At 37.5% G+C, this 14,895-nt stretch carries 20 protein-coding genes, 1 tRNA gene and 1 riboswitch; of the genes, 19 read left to right on the plus strand and 2 right to left on the minus strand.

The genetic code is table 11. From position 1 onward, the window contains the following. Positions 1 to 126: 126 nt before the first annotated feature. Positions 127 to 768: a 3,4-dihydroxy-2-butanone-4-phosphate synthase gene (ribB, locus tag HBL79_RS11330; protein WP_035689072.1), complete on the minus strand. Its 642-nt coding sequence runs from the start codon at positions 766 to 768 to the stop codon at positions 127 to 129. 111 nt (positions 769 to 879) lie between these two features. Further along, positions 880 to 1,029, minus strand: a riboswitch (FMN riboswitch). Positions 1,030 to 1,124: 95 nt separating this feature from the next. Here ribB and ubiK point away from each other — a divergent pair. The 5 genes from ubiK (at position 1,125) to HBL79_RS11355 (ending at position 4,991) form a co-directional block, all read left to right on the plus strand. Then, positions 1,125 to 1,373 carry a ubiquinone biosynthesis accessory factor UbiK gene (gene ubiK, locus HBL79_RS11335; RefSeq protein ID WP_035689095.1) on the plus strand — a complete coding sequence of 83 codons (249 nt, stop codon included), beginning with the start codon at positions 1,125 to 1,127 and terminating at the stop codon, positions 1,371 to 1,373. A gap of 76 nt (positions 1,374 to 1,449) precedes the next feature. Continuing rightward, positions 1,450 to 2,721: a multifunctional transcriptional regulator/nicotinamide-nucleotide adenylyltransferase/ribosylnicotinamide kinase NadR gene (gene nadR, locus HBL79_RS11340; RefSeq protein ID WP_035689069.1), complete on the plus strand. Its 1,272-nt coding sequence runs from the start codon at positions 1,450 to 1,452 to the stop codon at positions 2,719 to 2,721. A 1-nt stretch (position 2,722) separates the two neighbouring features. Continuing rightward, positions 2,723 to 3,406, plus strand: coding sequence for a metallophosphoesterase family protein (locus tag HBL79_RS11345; protein WP_035689065.1), 684 nt, complete (start codon positions 2,723 to 2,725; stop codon positions 3,404 to 3,406). 89 nt (positions 3,407 to 3,495) lie between these two features. Further along, a tRNA-Arg gene (locus HBL79_RS11350) sits at positions 3,496 to 3,572 on the plus strand. A gap of 210 nt (positions 3,573 to 3,782) precedes the next feature. Beyond that, a complete protein-coding gene (locus tag HBL79_RS11355; RefSeq protein WP_035689062.1) occupies positions 3,783 to 4,991 on the plus strand; it encodes a tyrosine-type recombinase/integrase in 1,209 nt (402 codons plus the stop codon). 10 nt (positions 4,992 to 5,001) lie between these two features. On the opposite strand, the gene HBL79_RS11360 is transcribed toward HBL79_RS11355, so the two are convergent. Further along, positions 5,002 to 5,280 carry an ogr/Delta-like zinc finger family protein gene (locus tag HBL79_RS11360; protein ID WP_035689059.1) on the minus strand — a complete coding sequence of 93 codons (279 nt, stop codon included), beginning with the start codon at positions 5,278 to 5,280 and terminating at the stop codon, positions 5,002 to 5,004. Positions 5,281 to 5,754: 474 nt separating this feature from the next. On the opposite strand from HBL79_RS11360, the gene HBL79_RS11365 reads away from it, so the two are divergent. From HBL79_RS11365 to HBL79_RS11430, 14 genes are all read left to right on the plus strand, one after another. Further along, positions 5,755 to 5,949 carry a helix-turn-helix transcriptional regulator gene (locus HBL79_RS11365; protein ID WP_035689056.1) on the plus strand — a complete coding sequence of 65 codons (195 nt, stop codon included), beginning with the start codon at positions 5,755 to 5,757 and terminating at the stop codon, positions 5,947 to 5,949. Positions 5,950 to 6,065: 116 nt separating this feature from the next. Further along, complete coding sequence (locus tag HBL79_RS11370; protein WP_158609860.1) at positions 6,066 to 6,242, plus strand: hypothetical protein; 177 nt, start codon at positions 6,066 to 6,068, stop codon at positions 6,240 to 6,242. Between the two features lie 129 nt (positions 6,243 to 6,371). After that, positions 6,372 to 7,052: a hypothetical protein gene (locus tag HBL79_RS11375; protein WP_035689050.1), complete on the plus strand. Its 681-nt coding sequence runs from the start codon at positions 6,372 to 6,374 to the stop codon at positions 7,050 to 7,052. A 148-nt stretch (positions 7,053 to 7,200) separates the two neighbouring features. After that, on the plus strand, positions 7,201 to 8,247 hold the full coding sequence (locus HBL79_RS11380) for a hypothetical protein (RefSeq protein WP_046097526.1): 1,047 nt from the start codon (positions 7,201 to 7,203) through the stop codon (positions 8,245 to 8,247). Between the two features lie 238 nt (positions 8,248 to 8,485). Then, positions 8,486 to 9,475 (plus strand): phage major capsid protein, P2 family, encoded by a 990-nt coding sequence (locus HBL79_RS11385; protein ID WP_035689041.1) that lies wholly within the window; start codon positions 8,486 to 8,488, stop codon positions 9,473 to 9,475. A 52-nt stretch (positions 9,476 to 9,527) separates the two neighbouring features. Further along, positions 9,528 to 9,710 carry a helix-turn-helix transcriptional regulator gene (locus HBL79_RS11390; protein WP_035689038.1) on the plus strand — a complete coding sequence of 61 codons (183 nt, stop codon included), beginning with the start codon at positions 9,528 to 9,530 and terminating at the stop codon, positions 9,708 to 9,710. Further along, positions 9,710 to 9,937 (plus strand): hypothetical protein, encoded by a 228-nt coding sequence (locus HBL79_RS11395; RefSeq protein ID WP_035689035.1) that lies wholly within the window; start codon positions 9,710 to 9,712, stop codon positions 9,935 to 9,937. The genes HBL79_RS11390 and HBL79_RS11395 overlap by 1 nt, the downstream gene beginning before the upstream one ends. A gap of 1 nt (position 9,938) precedes the next feature. After that, complete coding sequence (locus tag HBL79_RS11400) at positions 9,939 to 10,151, plus strand: hypothetical protein (RefSeq protein ID WP_035689032.1); 213 nt, start codon at positions 9,939 to 9,941, stop codon at positions 10,149 to 10,151. 81 nt (positions 10,152 to 10,232) lie between these two features. Further along, entirely contained in the window at positions 10,233 to 10,790 is a 558-nt protein-coding gene (locus tag HBL79_RS11405) for an ash family protein (RefSeq protein WP_051128133.1), read from the plus strand. Further along, positions 10,783 to 11,253: an ash family protein gene (locus HBL79_RS11410; protein ID WP_051128132.1), complete on the plus strand. Its 471-nt coding sequence runs from the start codon at positions 10,783 to 10,785 to the stop codon at positions 11,251 to 11,253. Before HBL79_RS11405 ends, HBL79_RS11410 begins: the two co-directional genes overlap by 8 nt. Beyond that, positions 11,246 to 11,410, plus strand: a complete 165-nt coding sequence (locus HBL79_RS11415; RefSeq protein WP_156127787.1) for a hypothetical protein — start codon at positions 11,246 to 11,248, stop codon at positions 11,408 to 11,410. The genes HBL79_RS11410 and HBL79_RS11415 overlap by 8 nt, the downstream gene beginning before the upstream one ends. 3 nt (positions 11,411 to 11,413) lie before the next feature. Further along, positions 11,414 to 11,839: a hypothetical protein gene (locus HBL79_RS11420; RefSeq protein WP_035689030.1), complete on the plus strand. Its 426-nt coding sequence runs from the start codon at positions 11,414 to 11,416 to the stop codon at positions 11,837 to 11,839. Then, positions 11,836 to 12,087, plus strand: coding sequence for a hypothetical protein (locus tag HBL79_RS11425; protein ID WP_035689027.1), 252 nt, complete (start codon positions 11,836 to 11,838; stop codon positions 12,085 to 12,087). Before HBL79_RS11420 ends, HBL79_RS11425 begins: the two co-directional genes overlap by 4 nt. Beyond that, entirely contained in the window at positions 12,084 to 14,273 is a 2,190-nt protein-coding gene (locus HBL79_RS11430) for a DUF927 domain-containing protein (protein WP_167316926.1), read from the plus strand. The genes HBL79_RS11425 and HBL79_RS11430 overlap by 4 nt, the downstream gene beginning before the upstream one ends. The last annotated feature ends 622 nt before the right edge of the window (positions 14,274 to 14,895 follow it).

Here is a 14,895-nt window from a genome sequence, read left to right on the forward strand (position 1 = left end):
CCACATTTATTGATGAGAAACAGTAAGAGCAATTGTAAGAATACGATAGAATAAAGTAATGCTATGATTTTGAAATCAAAAATACCTATATAAGAATAGGAAATCTAGATGATTTCCTATAGCTGTTTATTTAGTTTCTACTCTATATTGCACTAAATCCTCAATCGTCATTACGGGATAGCCAAATTTTTTGGCAAATTCTACAATTTCTGGTGTGCGTGCCATTGTGCCATCGTCATTGGTGATTTCGCAAATTACAGCGGCAGATTTGTAGCCTGCGAGATGAGCGAGATCAACGGAAGCTTCTGTATGTCCACGGCGTTTCAGAACCCCCCCCTCTTCTGCACGTAAGGGGAAAATATGGCCTGGGCGGTGAAGATCTTGTGGTTTGGCATTGTCTGCCACTGCAGTTTTAATAGTAGTTACACGATCGGCTGCGGATACTCCAGTGGATACTCCCTCAGCAGCTTCAATGGTGATGGTAAAAGCGGTTTTATTGACGCTGGTGTTGTGCTGAACCATTGGTGGCAGTTCGAGCTGTTGGCAGAGTTCATCGCTTAAACAAAGGCAAACAATACCACTGCCGTAGCGAATAAGTTTTGCCATTTGCTCAGTGTTGATGGTCTCGGCAGGGAAGATGAGATCCCCTTCATTTTCGCGATCTTCATCGTCTAAAACCAAAACACCATTGCCTTGTCTGAAAGCATTAATGGCGTTGGCAACGCGTTCTTTCGGTGTGCCAAATTGGGCTAAAATTGACTGATTCATAGTAAAAAACCTTTTAATAACAAATTGATACTTGAATCAGGGCTGATGAGGGAAGTTTTCGTTAGAGAGGAAAATCCATAACAAAAGCAGATTTTATTTTTAATAAAATCTGTCTATTCTCTTTCATCCAGACTATTACTGTCGGCTTTGGATTTGCACCAAATCTGCTGACTTTATTCACGAAGAATAAACGCTCGTGGGCTGATGAGTACTGACTCACTTACCACCGGTAGGGAATTTCGCCCTGCCCTGAGAATGTGTGCGTAGTATAACGCAATCTTAATGGAGAAAAAATGTTTTTCTTTGGAGCGATATTGCATACAATAGACAACATAATTGTAATGAATGAGGTTTTTATGCTAAATCCACAAAAAATAGAGCAAGTGATACAACAAGTTCAAAATGCTTTGCCACAAAGTATGAAAGATCTCGGTAAAGATGCCGAGGCGAAATTTAAGCAGGTTCTACAGGCTCAGTTGGCTAAGCTTGATGTGGTTACTCGTGAAGAATTTGAGGTACAAACCCAAGTGTTGATGCGTACTCGCGAAAAACTGACTGAATTAGAAAAACGGCTTGATACGCTATTGGCACAAAAAACGGATTAAAATCTCACCGCACTTTTGTGTAAGTGCGGTCTTTTTTACATAATTTTAAGCGTTAATGCTATTGAGGAGCTTATTGATGTCTAGTTTCGCCTATTTACAACAAAAACGAAAACAACTTCATTTAAAAGTAAGCGAAGTTTGCGAACAAGCCAATATTACGCGTGCTTATTTTAATCAGCTAGTTAGTGGCAAAATTAAAAATCCGAGTGCTGCAAAGCTTTCGGCACTGCATAAGGTACTACAAATTACTGAACAGCTAGATAAAAAAGTAGGTGTCATTTTTGGCAAATTTTACCCTGTTCACACAGGGCATATTAATATGATTTATGAGGCTTTCAGTAAGGTTGATGAAGTTCACGTTGTGGTGTGTAGTGATACGGAGCGGGATCTCAAACTCTTTTATGATAGCAAAATGAAGCGAATGCCAACGGTGCAAGATCGTCTGCGTTGGATGCAACAAATCTTTAAATACCAGAAAAATCAAATTGTTATTCATCACCTAGTGGAAGATGGTTTACCGAGTTACCCAAATGGATGGGAAGCTTGGGCAGAGCGGGTAAAGCAATTGTTTAACGAGAAGAATGTTAATCCAAGTGTCGTATTTAGCAGTGAACCTCAAGATAAAGCCCCTTACGAAAAGTATTTGAATCTGCAGGTAGAATTGGTTGATCCACAGCGTCAATTTTTTAATGTGTCTGCCACTAAAATTCGTAATAATCCTTTCCATTATTGGAAATTTATTCCGAAAGAAGTGCGTCCATTTTTCGCCAAAACCATTGCGATTTTAGGTGGAGAAAGCAGTGGTAAGACAGTATTAGTGAATAAATTGGCGACCGTTTTTAATACTACGTCCGCGTGGGAATATGGTCGAGAGTTTGTGTTTGAACAGCTTGGTGGTGATGAGCAAGCGATGCAATATTCTGATTACCCACAAATGGCACTGGGACATCAACGTTATATTGATTATGCAGTTCGCCACGCTCATAAAGTGGCGATTGTGGATACAGATTTCATTACTACGCAAGCATTTTGCATTCAATATGAAGGCAAAGCCCACCCATTTTTAGATTCAATGATTAAAGAATATCCGTTTGATATTACCATTCTACTGAACAACAACACTAAATGGGTTGATGATGGATTGCGTAGTTTAGGTAGTCACAAGCAACGGCAACGTTTCCAACAGTTATTGAAAAAACTTTTGGATAAATATAATGTGCCTTATATCGAAATTGAATCGCCAAGTTATCTAGAACGCTACAATAAAGTGAAAGAGATTGTGGAAAAAATTCTCAACGAAGAAGAATTGCCCGAGCTAATTCACGATAAATTGCTTTTTGAGGAATAAAATGATTTTATTTGCAGGCGATCCACACGGTGCATATGAACATCTTTATCCTTTTTTGCAAGAAAGGGAGAATATTGCCCTGATTATCCTCGGCGATCTCCAACTCACCAGCCCTGCAGAACTTGACAAGTTGGCACAATATTGTGATCTCTGGTTCATTCACGGTAATCACGACAGTAAAACGGTGGCAGCATTTGAAGCTATTTGGGGATCGCAATGGTGTAGTCGAAATTTGCACGGTAAAGTGGAAACTATTCAAGGCAAACGTATTGCAGGATTAGGTGGTGTATTCCGTGGACAAATCTGGATGCCGCCTTACCGTCCTTCCTTTTTTGATCCGATTCATTTTTGTCAATATAGCCCCGCTGAGCGAATTTGGCGTGGTGGTGTGCCTTTGCGTCATCGCACCTCGATTTTCCCTTCTGATTTTGAACAGCTAGAAACTCAGCAAGCGGATATTTTAATTACACACGAAGCTCCTAAACCTCATCCACGTGGTTTTGCTGTGTTTAATCAGCTTGCGGAAAAAATGGGGGTTACCCATATTTTTCACGGACATCACCACGAAAATTTTGATTATCATCACACAAATCAAAATGCAGAACTGAAAATTACCAATGTGGGTTTTCGTAGTCTTTGTGATGAGGTAGGCAATTACTTACTTAAAAATATTGATCCTAGATAACCCGTGGTATCTATGGGAAATGACATCGTGTTTTCTGTTATTGATTGGCTTTTCATTCACATAAATTTATGTCAAACTGAAACTCAAAAGAACGTGTAGCTTAGTAGGATAGAGCAGTCCCCTCCTAAGGGACAGGTCGGCGGTTCGACCCCGCCCACGTTCGCCATATTATTGTTTTTTTACGTTCGCCAACGTTCAAAAATTTCAAAAAATCCAGTAATTACAGCGTGTTACTGTTCTTTTTTTGTTGTTTTCGTTTTTTATTGTTTGCTTACAGCCGTGAGTTTTAGATCCCTGTTTAGATCCCTCGTCTTTGGGGGAAATCTACGAGGGATCTAAAATTCTAGTTTTTCTTTATTTTTTATAAGGTTATGAGATGAGCAAAATAGTAAAACCTTTAACGAATACAACGCTTCAGCGTTTAAAGCCGATGGCAAAAGAATACATTAAATCAGATGGGCAAGGGCTTTATATCAGAATAAAGCCTAATGGCGTGAAAATCTGGTATTTTGGCTATAAATATCTGAAGAAGCATAAAAAAATCAGTTTGGGGGCGTTCCCTGATTTGTCTTTAGCCAAAGCAAGAGAGATCGCCCAAGAATATCGCAGCCTACTTGTGCAAAATATCGATCCTTTGAGTTATAAAAACGCTCAATTTGAGAAGTTAGAAAATGAGAATATCACTTTGACAGAATTGGCGATTAGATGGCGAGATAGGCGATTACAGCAAGGAAAAGTAAAAGAGGAAACGATTAGAGAGGCTTTTAGACGGCTTGAAATTCATATTTTGCCAATTGTGGGGAATATGAATATAAAAGAAGTAAATATGAAAAGTATTTATTTTGCTTTATCGCCGTTGAAGCATACCAATACGCTTTATAAGATCAATGTTTCTCTAAATCAGATGTTTCAACTTGCGGAAGATGAAGAATTAATCATTAAAAATCCTTTGCGGCGAATTCATAATGAGTTCAATTATATTCAAGCGGTACATCAGCCAACAATTAGCCCTAGTGAGTTGCCTTACTTTTTTAAGGTGTTGCTTAATGCGAATGTTCAGCAACCGACCGCTTTTTTAATTGAATGGCAATTATTAACAATGTTGAGATCCGCTGAAGCGGTGCGGGTTGAATGGTCTGAAATTGATTTTAAAAATAAGGTGTTAAATATTCCAGCGGAAAAGATGAAAGGGGGAAAACGCCCGCATAGTGTGCCATTATCAAGACAAGCTTTATATATTTTAGAGCAGATGTATAAATATAATGGCAATAGAAAATATGTTTTTTCAACTTATACCGCCCCCTATACTAATCATATGAGTACGCAAGCGGCAAATGTGGCTTTAAAAAGAATGGGATTTAAGGGGCTTTTGGTTGCTCACGGGTTACGCTCTATTGCAAGTACTTATTTGCACGATTTAGATATATTTTCCGCTGAAGCGATTGAATTATGCCTTTCTCACGAGAATAAGAGCAAGGTAAGGGCGGCTTATGATAAATCTAAAAAATGGAAATCAAGAATTGAGATTATGCAAACTTGGGGGGATTTTGTGGAGCAATGCAAAATAGAAGCGATTAAGGCATAAAGATGTAGCCCTACTTAGTAGGGCTATTTTCTTTCTGTAATGCGGTGAGCATTTTGGCTTTCTCTTCTGGTGAAAATTGGCTTATAAGTGTATTAATAAAAGCGTCTTTATCTAGTAGGCTTGTTCTTGTTGTATGGCTGAACTCTAAATTCATTACAAAACGATGTAAACATTCTGGATTGTTGCAAGAGCAATAAAGGCGGCTGAAGCCTTGAAGTGGTCTTTCTGTTCTTGTGATCTTTGCTTGGCTTTTGCAAACGGTGCAGTAAATTTTAAAGGCTCTTGACATTGTTCAATCTCTTAACTGTAAAAAATTTGCGGCTTTTTTCTCACGTAAAATCAAAAAATTCTTTTTATTTCAATAAATTACAATAAAAATAGATAATTTATTGCCTTTTCTTAACTGAAAATCACTGAAATTAACTGTAATTTTTTCAGTTAAGAAAATGGGATAAAATGAGTTTATTCCCTTTATTTTCAATCCATTACATATTTTTAATGTTGAAAATTAACTGAAAAAACAGCAATTTTTAACACAAAAAACGCGGGTGGGGGAGAGGAAATTTCGTGATGTTTTACGTGGCGTGAAGTTTACCCAGCCCTCTATCATTTTCTAGCCTTTTTTCTTTCTTTATTCCGCTTTTTATTGTGATAGTGATTATCACAAAGCCCCTCTATTTAATTAGCTCATTAATTACCCTACTATCTCAGCATTCAATTAAGTTTTATCGCGTGTATTGCCGTGCAATTTTTAGGAGTATAAATGACAGAGAAGAAAGAACGTTTTATTTCATTAGATGAAGTATTAGCAAGAACAAGCTTGAGCAAATCAACAATCTATAACTATATGCGAAAAAATAAATTTCCTAAGAGTATTACAATTTCAAGTAATCGTGTTGTGTGGGTAGAAAGTGAGATAGATAACTGGATAAAAGAAAAGTTAGATAAGAGGCAATAAAGAAGCCCTAAACTATTAATATCATTTAGGGCTTATTCCCTTATCAACCAACTAAATAAGAAGTTTTGATTGTATGTATTCTAATTTTATTTTTTTTATATAGTCAAGGAGAACGAATGAATTATAACATTATATCCCTATCTTTATGCGTTATATTAATTGTGATTGTGTATAGATTGCCTGATTTTATCAGAGTGTACACAGAGTTTTTAAAAGAACGCAATAAAGAACATAATAAGAAATTTTCAAAAATAAATAAAGGATCAAATAAAAATGACAACATAACCCAATAAACCGAATATTTTAGCCGTAATATTATCTTTAATATTCCTTATTTTTATTTACAGATTGCCAGAATATATAATGCTTTTTGTAAATCTATATGAATAAAGAATGTAACAAACACTATCGGAGATAAAACAATGCTACAACCCCTACAAAAAAATGAAACTTTTATACAACTTAAAACCGAATATCAGCAAGAATTAGAAGAGTTTAATAAAGTTCTAGATAAAATAAAAGACCTAGAAAAAAAAGTAGAAAGAAACGCCACCATTATTCAAGCCTTGACAACTGAAAATTCAGAGCTTGAAGAAAAGCTAGATAATGGGGTCGAAAATGACAACGGCGATCTTGACTTTTCCGCCTTTGATAAAATTTCCGATCAGCTCAATACCAACACAAGAAAAATCGCTACATTGGAAAAGCTCAACCAAAAAACCCGTGATGAAATTGAAATTATCAAGCTAGACGAATATAGTAAGTTAGGCTCTCAACTTGCTTCAAAATACAGAAAATTACATAGCTATGCCTATGAATTTGCCCTAAATGTTATGCAAGATGATAACTTTATCGCTACCTTGAATTTTTTATGTGGTATCTATGCAGAACAATTAGATTATATAGACAAAAATCAGCTTTGCACCTTTAATTTAAGCATAGAAAAAGTGTTTTTAGAGGATTTCAGCCGCAAAATAAAGCCACTTGTTGAGCCGCCACAAAATTCACCGTTAGAAGTGAATAAGCCTTGTTTTTCATATCCACTTAGACCAAAAGGATTTTTCGCCCAACAACGTTTAGAAGAGCTAAAACAACGCCAATAATCCCCCTACAAGCCGCCTTAGTGCGGCTTTTTCTTTTCTCTCTTTGCTTCTTCAATTTTGCACCCTATCGCACGATATAGCACTTTTAAACTGTGATAATAAACAGTATAATTATTGTATATATAAACAGCTTTCTTTGGTAGGGATTATGGATATTTTTAAAGATCAAGATTTTATTCCATTGCGTACATTTATGCGATTTTCTTCAGAGCTTTTTGGCAGAGAAATTAAATATGAAGAATTAGCTAACTTGATATTAAATAAGTTTCTTAATTTGTACATACTAATATCAGGAAATCAAGAAGTTATTTTCCTTAACAGAAAAACTATTGAAAATAATCCTTATTTTGGTTTAGGTGATGAAATTAATGAATATAAGTTAATTACATATGAAAGTGAAGAAATTGTTAATAAAGAACTTATAGAAAATAAAATACAAACAGTAGAAAATAATTTTGGTAGTATTTCAGTTGAAATATTAGAGAAAGGGAAAATAGCAAAAAACGTTAGTTATAATCCCTTTTATTTTGAAGAAAAAGTAATGAGAATAAGCAATAAATTTAATTTTAATGGTTTATTCTTACTTCATTTCAATTTTGATGAACTTTTTGAAATAGATAATAAAGAGGCATTAAATACTTTAAAATCATTAATATATTACTTTTTATATAATTTATTAAAAGGTATTAGCAATAATTATTTAAAAGAGTACCTAGATCTATTAGAACGATTTTTCTATATTTATTTACAAATAGAGGATTTAAGCATTTATATTAAAAAAGATTTTTTATTTAAATCAGGATTTGATTTTACAGATAATCTATATCTGTGCAAGAAAGAAATACAAGATTTAATTCAACAAAGCAAAAAAACAAGTATTTTCTTAAAAGATTATAACGCAAGTAAACAAATCCAAAGAGAAATTATAAATCTAAAAAACAAACTTGCTTACGACGGCAACCCAACAGAAATCAACTCGCTCAAAAGTATAATTTTTGGCTTACTACATATTCTTGACCCTAGTCGCCCCATTGATAGGCGTTATTTAACTAAAGCGGGGCGATTAAATATAAGTAAACTTTCTAGGGATATTGACGAGTTTTTGAAAAATGTAAGCCTAGAAGAAATTAAAAAAGTGAGTAATCGCACGATCAGAAATCATTTCAGTAACATCATCAAAAGCAAGGCAAGCTAAGCCTTGCTTTTTTATAAAAGGCGTTATTTGCCATTCTAAAAACTTGCCAAAAATGAACAAAAATACAATAAAAATCAAATGGTTATAAAGAATAATTGCGTTTTTTGGCAAGTTTTCACCATTGAAATTTCTTTTTTCCTATCATTCCCACCGCAAACAAAAAAAGCGTTTTTCAACGTTGGCGAACGTATAAAACCCTTTATTTGCATTTTTTGGAAACCAAAATAGGAGAAAAACAATGAATTTTTCAACCGAACTTCACAAGTTTAGAGATAACAAGGCGAAGCAATTTAATGCACAGGATCAATATGATAAAAGTGCTTTTTCGCTTGATGAATATCAAGTAAAAGAAATGAATGAGAAAATTCAGCAACGTTCTGATTTTCTCAACGCGATTAATATGATCCCCGTACACCAAGAACAAGGGGCAAAAATCTACGGCCCATTAAAGCCAAATATTACTGGGCGACAAGCAGAAGCCCGACATATTATTGATCAAATTGATAATGAACAAGGCTATAGAGTTTATGAAACTGATAGCGGCGTTACAGTCAAATGGGGCTTACTTGATAATTTCAGCCAACACCCCGAAAAGTTCGATCACTTACTCGATGAATTTGTTTTAGATCAAATTGCCGCAAATATGATGCAAATCGGTTGGGCGGGGAAAAGTTTAGCCACAAATACACAAGCGGTAGACCTATCAGACGTAAATAAAGGCTGGCTTGCATTGCTTGCGGAGCAAAAGCCCGAAAATATCAAAGCCACGGGTAAAAATGGCAAGTTAAAAATTTTTGGCGAAAATGCGGATTATGAAAATTTAGATACACTTGCCCTTGCTCTAAGAAACCAACTCGACGAGCATCACCGCAACCGCAATGATCTTGTTTTCCTTGTTGGAGCGGGATTACTCGCCCGAGAAGCTCAGCCGATCACCAGTGCGAACCCACCGGCACAAGAAAAAACAGGTTTACAAAATCACTACATTGCTAACCAATTCGGCGGAATGAAAACCCTCACCCCGCCACAATTTCCAATTTATGGGGCGGTAGTTACCACGTTGCAAAATTTAAGCCTTTATATTTTCAACCGCAGCGGGCGTTATTCCATACGAGAAGATCAGGATTACAAGCGGGAAATCGTGAGCTACTGGCGATATGAAGGCTATGTAATTGAAGATTTAGGCTTAATGGCGGCGATTGATCCCGCAATGGTAATTTTAGGCTAGTGCTAACGGCGTAGCGGGCAAGGCTACGCCCATATTAAGAGGAGAAAACCCAATGGCATTACTCACCTTGAAAGAATTGCAAGAAATGAAAATTGGCGGAAGAACAAAAATTTACCAGCTCATAAAAACGGGGAAATTTCCGAAACCGCTCAAAATTGGCAAACGTAGCTTATGGCAATTAGAAGACGTGCAAGCGTGGATCGCAAAGCAAAACCCAAATAAAGGGAAAGCATAATGAACGCTGATGAACTCGCTATTATACGGGCATTTATCCCGCTTAATGATAAGGGAAGAATGAAAGTGCTATTTTCCTTGTATGAAGACGTACACCGCGAAGAGCATATCAAGACAAAACATTCACCCTTAGGGCAGATTTATGCCACACTCAACCGCCTTTCTACACCGCAAAAGAAAGCCCTAATTAAACGGCTTGAACAAGGGCTAGAACAGGAGCTTAGATAAAATGAAAGGCTTAAAAATCAAATGCCCCGAGTGCGGAAAAGCTTTGAATATCCGCACCTCTGATCGCCCCAGTGCGTGCGTAACGCAAGCGAGCGTTTATTGCGTAGAGTGCGACATTAAAGCTACGGTTACGGCACAACTTGGCGAAATTAAAAAAGGCGTTTTTCAGCCCGTAAAACCAAGCCACAAATGGCAACAAGACCCCAAGCGATAAAGTGCAATGTTCAGGCAAAGAAAAAGCACATCAAGATGTGCTTTTTATTTCATAATATAACAAAGGTAAGGATTTTTAATTATGAGAAAAAATAGTAATGATTTAACACTGGATTTTACACTAAAAAGAAAATATCACAATCATTTTTTACAAAACCGCCACCATTTATTGACAAGTGCGGGAAATTTGTCGTATTTTATCACCGCACTTTTAAAAAGTGCCGAGCCTCGAAACTCGAACGATATATCAGTGGCGGATAAATACACGCCCTTAAATGCGTGTTTTTTTATGCGTAGCACAAACACACCCCAAGAACGCCCCGAGCTTCACGAAAGCCCTGAGCGTCTATCTATGGTAGCGTGTTATGGGAAAGGTTTCGCCCTTTGCTGTGTTCCACTGATCGCAGTTTTCGAGCCCGTAACACGTTACCGCCCAAAAGCCTCGAAACTTCAAGCGGTAACTTCTAAATATTTATTCAGTGGAGTTACAGCAATGATTTATAAATTCTTATTGCTAGGCAAAAAACGCCTAAAAATCGCTATTCTTGCCAATTCAGAACAAGAAGCCCGCCAATTTTTAAATTTACCCCGCGATAAAGCCGCATTTATCGCAAGAATTAAGGGGGTGAAATATGCGTAATTTAGCCTTGACAACCCCAACTATTCCAGCTTACACTTGCCACGCTTTCGCAAAATCGAAAGCCAGCCGTGGAAAGCTGAATAAATTACAATTGGCGAACAGCACGCCGTTAAACCGTGCTTTTTTTGTTCGTATTTTTCGCACACCTAAAGAAAATGCCTTAGGCGTTTTTCTCTCAATGGTAGAGCGTAATAGGAAAGGCTTAGCCCTTTGCCGTTTTCCAATTGTAGCGGTTTTCCACCCTGTTACGTTCTACCGCCAGACCGTGGAAAGTTTAGCGGTAGCTTTCAATAATTTACAATTGGAGCTATCAATAATGCTTTATAAATTCTTATTGCTAGGCGAAAAACGCCTAAAAATCGCCATTCTTGCCAATTCAGAACAAGAAGCCCGCCAATTTTTAAATTTACCCCGCGACAAAGCCGCGTTTATCGCAAGAATTAAGGGGGCAAGCTATGTCTAATTCTCCTCTTGAATTGTTATTGGCATTTATAAAAGAACACCCAAACACGCCTTTAACGATCAACATTTCTATTAATAATTATTCTAAAAATCAGATTGTAAATGGAAGCCACAACCATTTAATTATTGAACTGAATGCGGAGAAAAAAGTGGGGTGAACTATGCTAGATATGATAGAAAATCAAATAAAAATCGCTCAGTATTGGCTAGATAAAGCGAAGGAAAAAGCCAAACAAAAACAATATGCCGAGGCAATAAAAAACCTGATGCGGATTGAAAATGCGATTTATCCTTTACGCAAGCCAACCCCGAAGCCGCCTCAAGTGGAGCAACCCAAACCACAGCCCACGCCCCCTAAACCCGTGGAAAGCTCAACAATGAAGACTGTAGAGCCTAAACCACCGTTTAACCACGGCGATCCATTAAGTGAGAAGCAAGCCGAAGCGGTGATTAAATTTATTGAACAGCGATTAAACGCCGCAAAAGTTTATCATCACAACGGGAATATGTGGGGCGTTACGCATTCCATACAAGCGATTATCGAAAATTCAGTAAATCATATGAATAAGAAATGGGGGAAAAAATGAAAACGACATTACAAGAAATTAAAGCCTTAAGCGAGCAAATCAGTGCGGAATTAAAGAATTTATCCGTGTTCCCTTATTTCTATGAAACCTTAGCGGCGTTTAATCTAGGCGAAACCCATAGCGAGAAATTAGGGCGTTTAAATGCAATGGCACAAATTGAACAAGTTTATTTGCATCATATTGAAAGCCTACAAGAAAAGCTAAATACCGAGCTTAATAAATTAGCCGTTGTGGAGGTGAAATTATGATGAACGGAAAAACAAAATATAAAGCCACAAAACCCCAACCGATGGAAGATCAGATCATTTTAATTGGTGATGAGGCGTGGGAAGCGTGGGGCAATGGACAAGGCACGCTGTGGCAAATGCTCAACGAAAATCAGCTTAAAGAGCCTTGCGATTTTAAGCCCTATATTTTTGGGGCGAACCCTTTAAAAAATATTCCAGAAATCACCCTTGCCCCGAAAAATCAGCAATATATCAAGCTCTTTGAATGCGGGAAGCTCACGGAAGAACAAAAAACGGCAATTTGTCATAATTTAGCCACCAAAACCGACGCGAAAATCGTTTCATTGCATAGCGTTGTAACGGGCGAATTAATCGAGAATTTCAGTAATTACATTGAAAAGATCCGCAAGGGGGAAGCGGAGGCGGCGAAACTGATCGCACAAGCTAGCATAGACCAGACCGCCCCGAAAACCTCGCCTTATATTGATTATCGCGAAAACGGGCTACTTGAGGGGCTATTTTATGTTGTACCAAAGCTAGACAAAGATACGGGCGAAGTGCTGCGGGAAGATTTGAAATGGATCTGCGATAAACTGGAATTAATCGGCAAAGGTAAAAACGAAAACGGCGATTATTTCTATATTTTCCAATGGCACAACCCAGACGAAAAAGAACCCCGCATTGAAGCGATAAATTGCGGTGATTTTGGCACTGATACCGCTTGGCGATTGCTCAAAAACCAAGGCTTTAAAATGACACCCAAAACGGGGATCGCCCAAAACCTTGTGGAGCATTTCCACGCCTTAGGGCTAAATGTGGAAAGCTGGACGGTTACCCATTCCACAGGCTGGCATAATGGGGCGTATTTATTGCCTAGCGGGGAGATTTTAGGCACACCGGAACACCCTATTATCTTTAAAAATAAAAGTGCGAATGCCAACGGCTACGACACTAAAGGCACGCTTGAAAGCTGGCAACAAGAGATCGCCCAATATGCCAATAAAAACACGTCGATGATGTTAGGGATTGCCACCGCCTTAGCTAGCCCACTGTTACGCCTGATTAATGCAAAAAGTTTTGGCGTGCATTTATTTAATTCTTCAAGCAAGGGGAAAACAACCACGCTTAACATTGCCAATAGTCTTTATGGCAACCCTGATTTAATTGATTTAAGCTGGAACACCACCGCCACCGCATTAAGCAACGAAGCGGCGGCAAGAAATGACGGCTTTATTACCCTTGATGAATTGGGGCAAGCCAAAAAGATTTACGATGTGGAAAATATCGCCTATTCACTTTTCAACGAAAAAGGGCGAGCCAAAGGAATGAAAGAAGGCGGTAACGATGAACTTTCACGCTGGAAAATTACCGCACTTTCAACGGGCGAAAAAGACGTAGAGGGCTTTTTACAATCGAAAGGGGTAAATATTAACGCGGGGCAATTAGTGCGGCTTTTGAATATTCCTTTAATCGAAGCCAATCATCTTCACGGCTTTGCCAATAACAAGGCTCACGCCGATCACCTAAACGAAGCGAGCCTAAATCATTATGGCGTAGTAGGGCGAGAATGGATCAAATACATTTCAGAAAACCAAGCCTTTATCAAAGCCGAATATCAACGCTATAAAGCGGAATGGGCGGAACGCTTAGCCAGCAACCCCGCTTCACAGGTGCAACGGGTAGGCACAAACTTCGCCATACTCGAAACCGCACTACAAACCGCCCGCCATTTAACCCAGTGGAGCGAAGCGGATAACCGCGAATGTTTGATCCAATCTTTCAACGACTGGCACACAGACTACGGCACGGGCGAGCGGGAAGAAGAAAAAATCATAGAGTTCTTTAATGGCTGGCTTGATGAAAACGCGGAAAGCGGCTTTATTCAAGTTCCAGAACCCACCACGCAGCGGATTATTCAAAAAATCTTGGGCTATCGTGTTTTGGAAATTGTGGGCGAAGAACCCGAGCATTTTTATATTCACCCTAAAGCCTTTAAAGATGTAATCAAAGAAAGCGAATTCCCGCGTAAACTCGTGTTTGAAGCAATGGAAAAGCACAAAATGCTCAAGAAAGGTATAGAGCAAGAAAAAAGACCTTATCAGCATAAAGTACCGACCAAATTAGAACGGTATATCAACAGCAAAGGAAAACGCTTTTTTATTGTGTACCCCGCTTTAATCGAAGAAGAGGAAAAACAGGAAGAATAAGCACCGCACTTACTCACAAAGCCAGCTTCACAAGTTGGCTTTTTTTTGCTCAGCCGCCCACAAAACCAAGCAAGCTATAAAATAAAATTTTCTAGAGTATATAAAATATTTTGGGAAAAATGGGAAAATATAGGAATATAAATAGATTATTATAAATAAATCAACAAGTTATTAAAAAATCATTTTCCCAAATTAAAAAAAATTTTCCCAAATTTAAAGAAATTTTCCCAAAATGAGCGGATTTTTTCCCAAATTGAAAAAAATCGCATTTTGACACAAAACCGAATAAAAAATAGACAAATTTAGAAAATTCCCATTTTTGGGGGCGAAAATTCCCATTTTTTTGAGCATTTTCCCATTTTTATTTTTAGCTTAACTTATTGAATATAAACATAAAATTAACGTTTTTTCCCATTTTCCCACTTTTCCCACTGTTTTTTACACACAGACAAAAAAAATTTTTTTCACCCCAAAACAAAAAGAAAAAATCGCCCGCAAAGAATAATCAAAAAATGCGTTATCCAACCTGTAAAAATCATCAGCTATTGAAAGCTGTTTTATTTTCGCTTTATACTGAAAAAAGGATTTAGATCCCTGTTTAGATCCCTGTAACAGACAAGAA

It is taken from the genome of Avibacterium paragallinarum, assembly GCF_011765605.1.
Classification (GTDB): Bacteria; Pseudomonadota; Gammaproteobacteria; order Enterobacterales; family Pasteurellaceae; genus Avibacterium; species Avibacterium paragallinarum.

Bases quoted from the DNA above. Each gene is read 5' to 3' on its own strand.
- ribB (WP_035689072.1), bottom strand. From the start codon at position 768: ATGAATCAGTCAATTTTAGCCCAATTTGGCACACCGAAAGAACGCGTT.
- ubiK (WP_035689095.1), top strand. From the start codon at position 1,125: ATGCTAAATCCACAAAAAATAGAGCAAGTGATACAACAAGTTCAAAAT.
- nadR (WP_035689069.1), top strand. From the start codon at position 1,450: ATGTCTAGTTTCGCCTATTTACAACAAAAACGAAAACAACTTCATTTA.
- HBL79_RS11345 (WP_035689065.1), top strand. From the start codon at position 2,723: ATGATTTTATTTGCAGGCGATCCACACGGTGCATATGAACATCTTTAT.
- HBL79_RS11355 (WP_035689062.1), top strand. From the start codon at position 3,783: ATGAGCAAAATAGTAAAACCTTTAACGAATACAACGCTTCAGCGTTTA.
- HBL79_RS11360 (WP_035689059.1), bottom strand. From the start codon at position 5,280: ATGTCAAGAGCCTTTAAAATTTACTGCACCGTTTGCAAAAGCCAAGCA.
- HBL79_RS11365 (WP_035689056.1), top strand. From the start codon at position 5,755: ATGACAGAGAAGAAAGAACGTTTTATTTCATTAGATGAAGTATTAGCA.
- HBL79_RS11370 (WP_158609860.1), top strand. From the start codon at position 6,066: ATGAATTATAACATTATATCCCTATCTTTATGCGTTATATTAATTGTG.
- HBL79_RS11375 (WP_035689050.1), top strand. From the start codon at position 6,372: ATGCTACAACCCCTACAAAAAAATGAAACTTTTATACAACTTAAAACC.
- HBL79_RS11380 (WP_046097526.1), top strand. From the start codon at position 7,201: ATGGATATTTTTAAAGATCAAGATTTTATTCCATTGCGTACATTTATG.
- HBL79_RS11385 (WP_035689041.1), top strand. From the start codon at position 8,486: ATGAATTTTTCAACCGAACTTCACAAGTTTAGAGATAACAAGGCGAAG.
- HBL79_RS11390 (WP_035689038.1), top strand. From the start codon at position 9,528: ATGGCATTACTCACCTTGAAAGAATTGCAAGAAATGAAAATTGGCGGA.
- HBL79_RS11395 (WP_035689035.1), top strand. From the start codon at position 9,710: ATGAACGCTGATGAACTCGCTATTATACGGGCATTTATCCCGCTTAAT.
- HBL79_RS11400 (WP_035689032.1), top strand. From the start codon at position 9,939: ATGAAAGGCTTAAAAATCAAATGCCCCGAGTGCGGAAAAGCTTTGAAT.
- HBL79_RS11405 (WP_051128133.1), top strand. From the start codon at position 10,233: ATGAGAAAAAATAGTAATGATTTAACACTGGATTTTACACTAAAAAGA.
- HBL79_RS11410 (WP_051128132.1), top strand. From the start codon at position 10,783: ATGCGTAATTTAGCCTTGACAACCCCAACTATTCCAGCTTACACTTGC.
- HBL79_RS11415 (WP_156127787.1), top strand. From the start codon at position 11,246: ATGTCTAATTCTCCTCTTGAATTGTTATTGGCATTTATAAAAGAACAC.
- HBL79_RS11420 (WP_035689030.1), top strand. From the start codon at position 11,414: ATGCTAGATATGATAGAAAATCAAATAAAAATCGCTCAGTATTGGCTA.
- HBL79_RS11425 (WP_035689027.1), top strand. From the start codon at position 11,836: ATGAAAACGACATTACAAGAAATTAAAGCCTTAAGCGAGCAAATCAGT.
- HBL79_RS11430 (WP_167316926.1), top strand. From the start codon at position 12,084: ATGATGAACGGAAAAACAAAATATAAAGCCACAAAACCCCAACCGATG.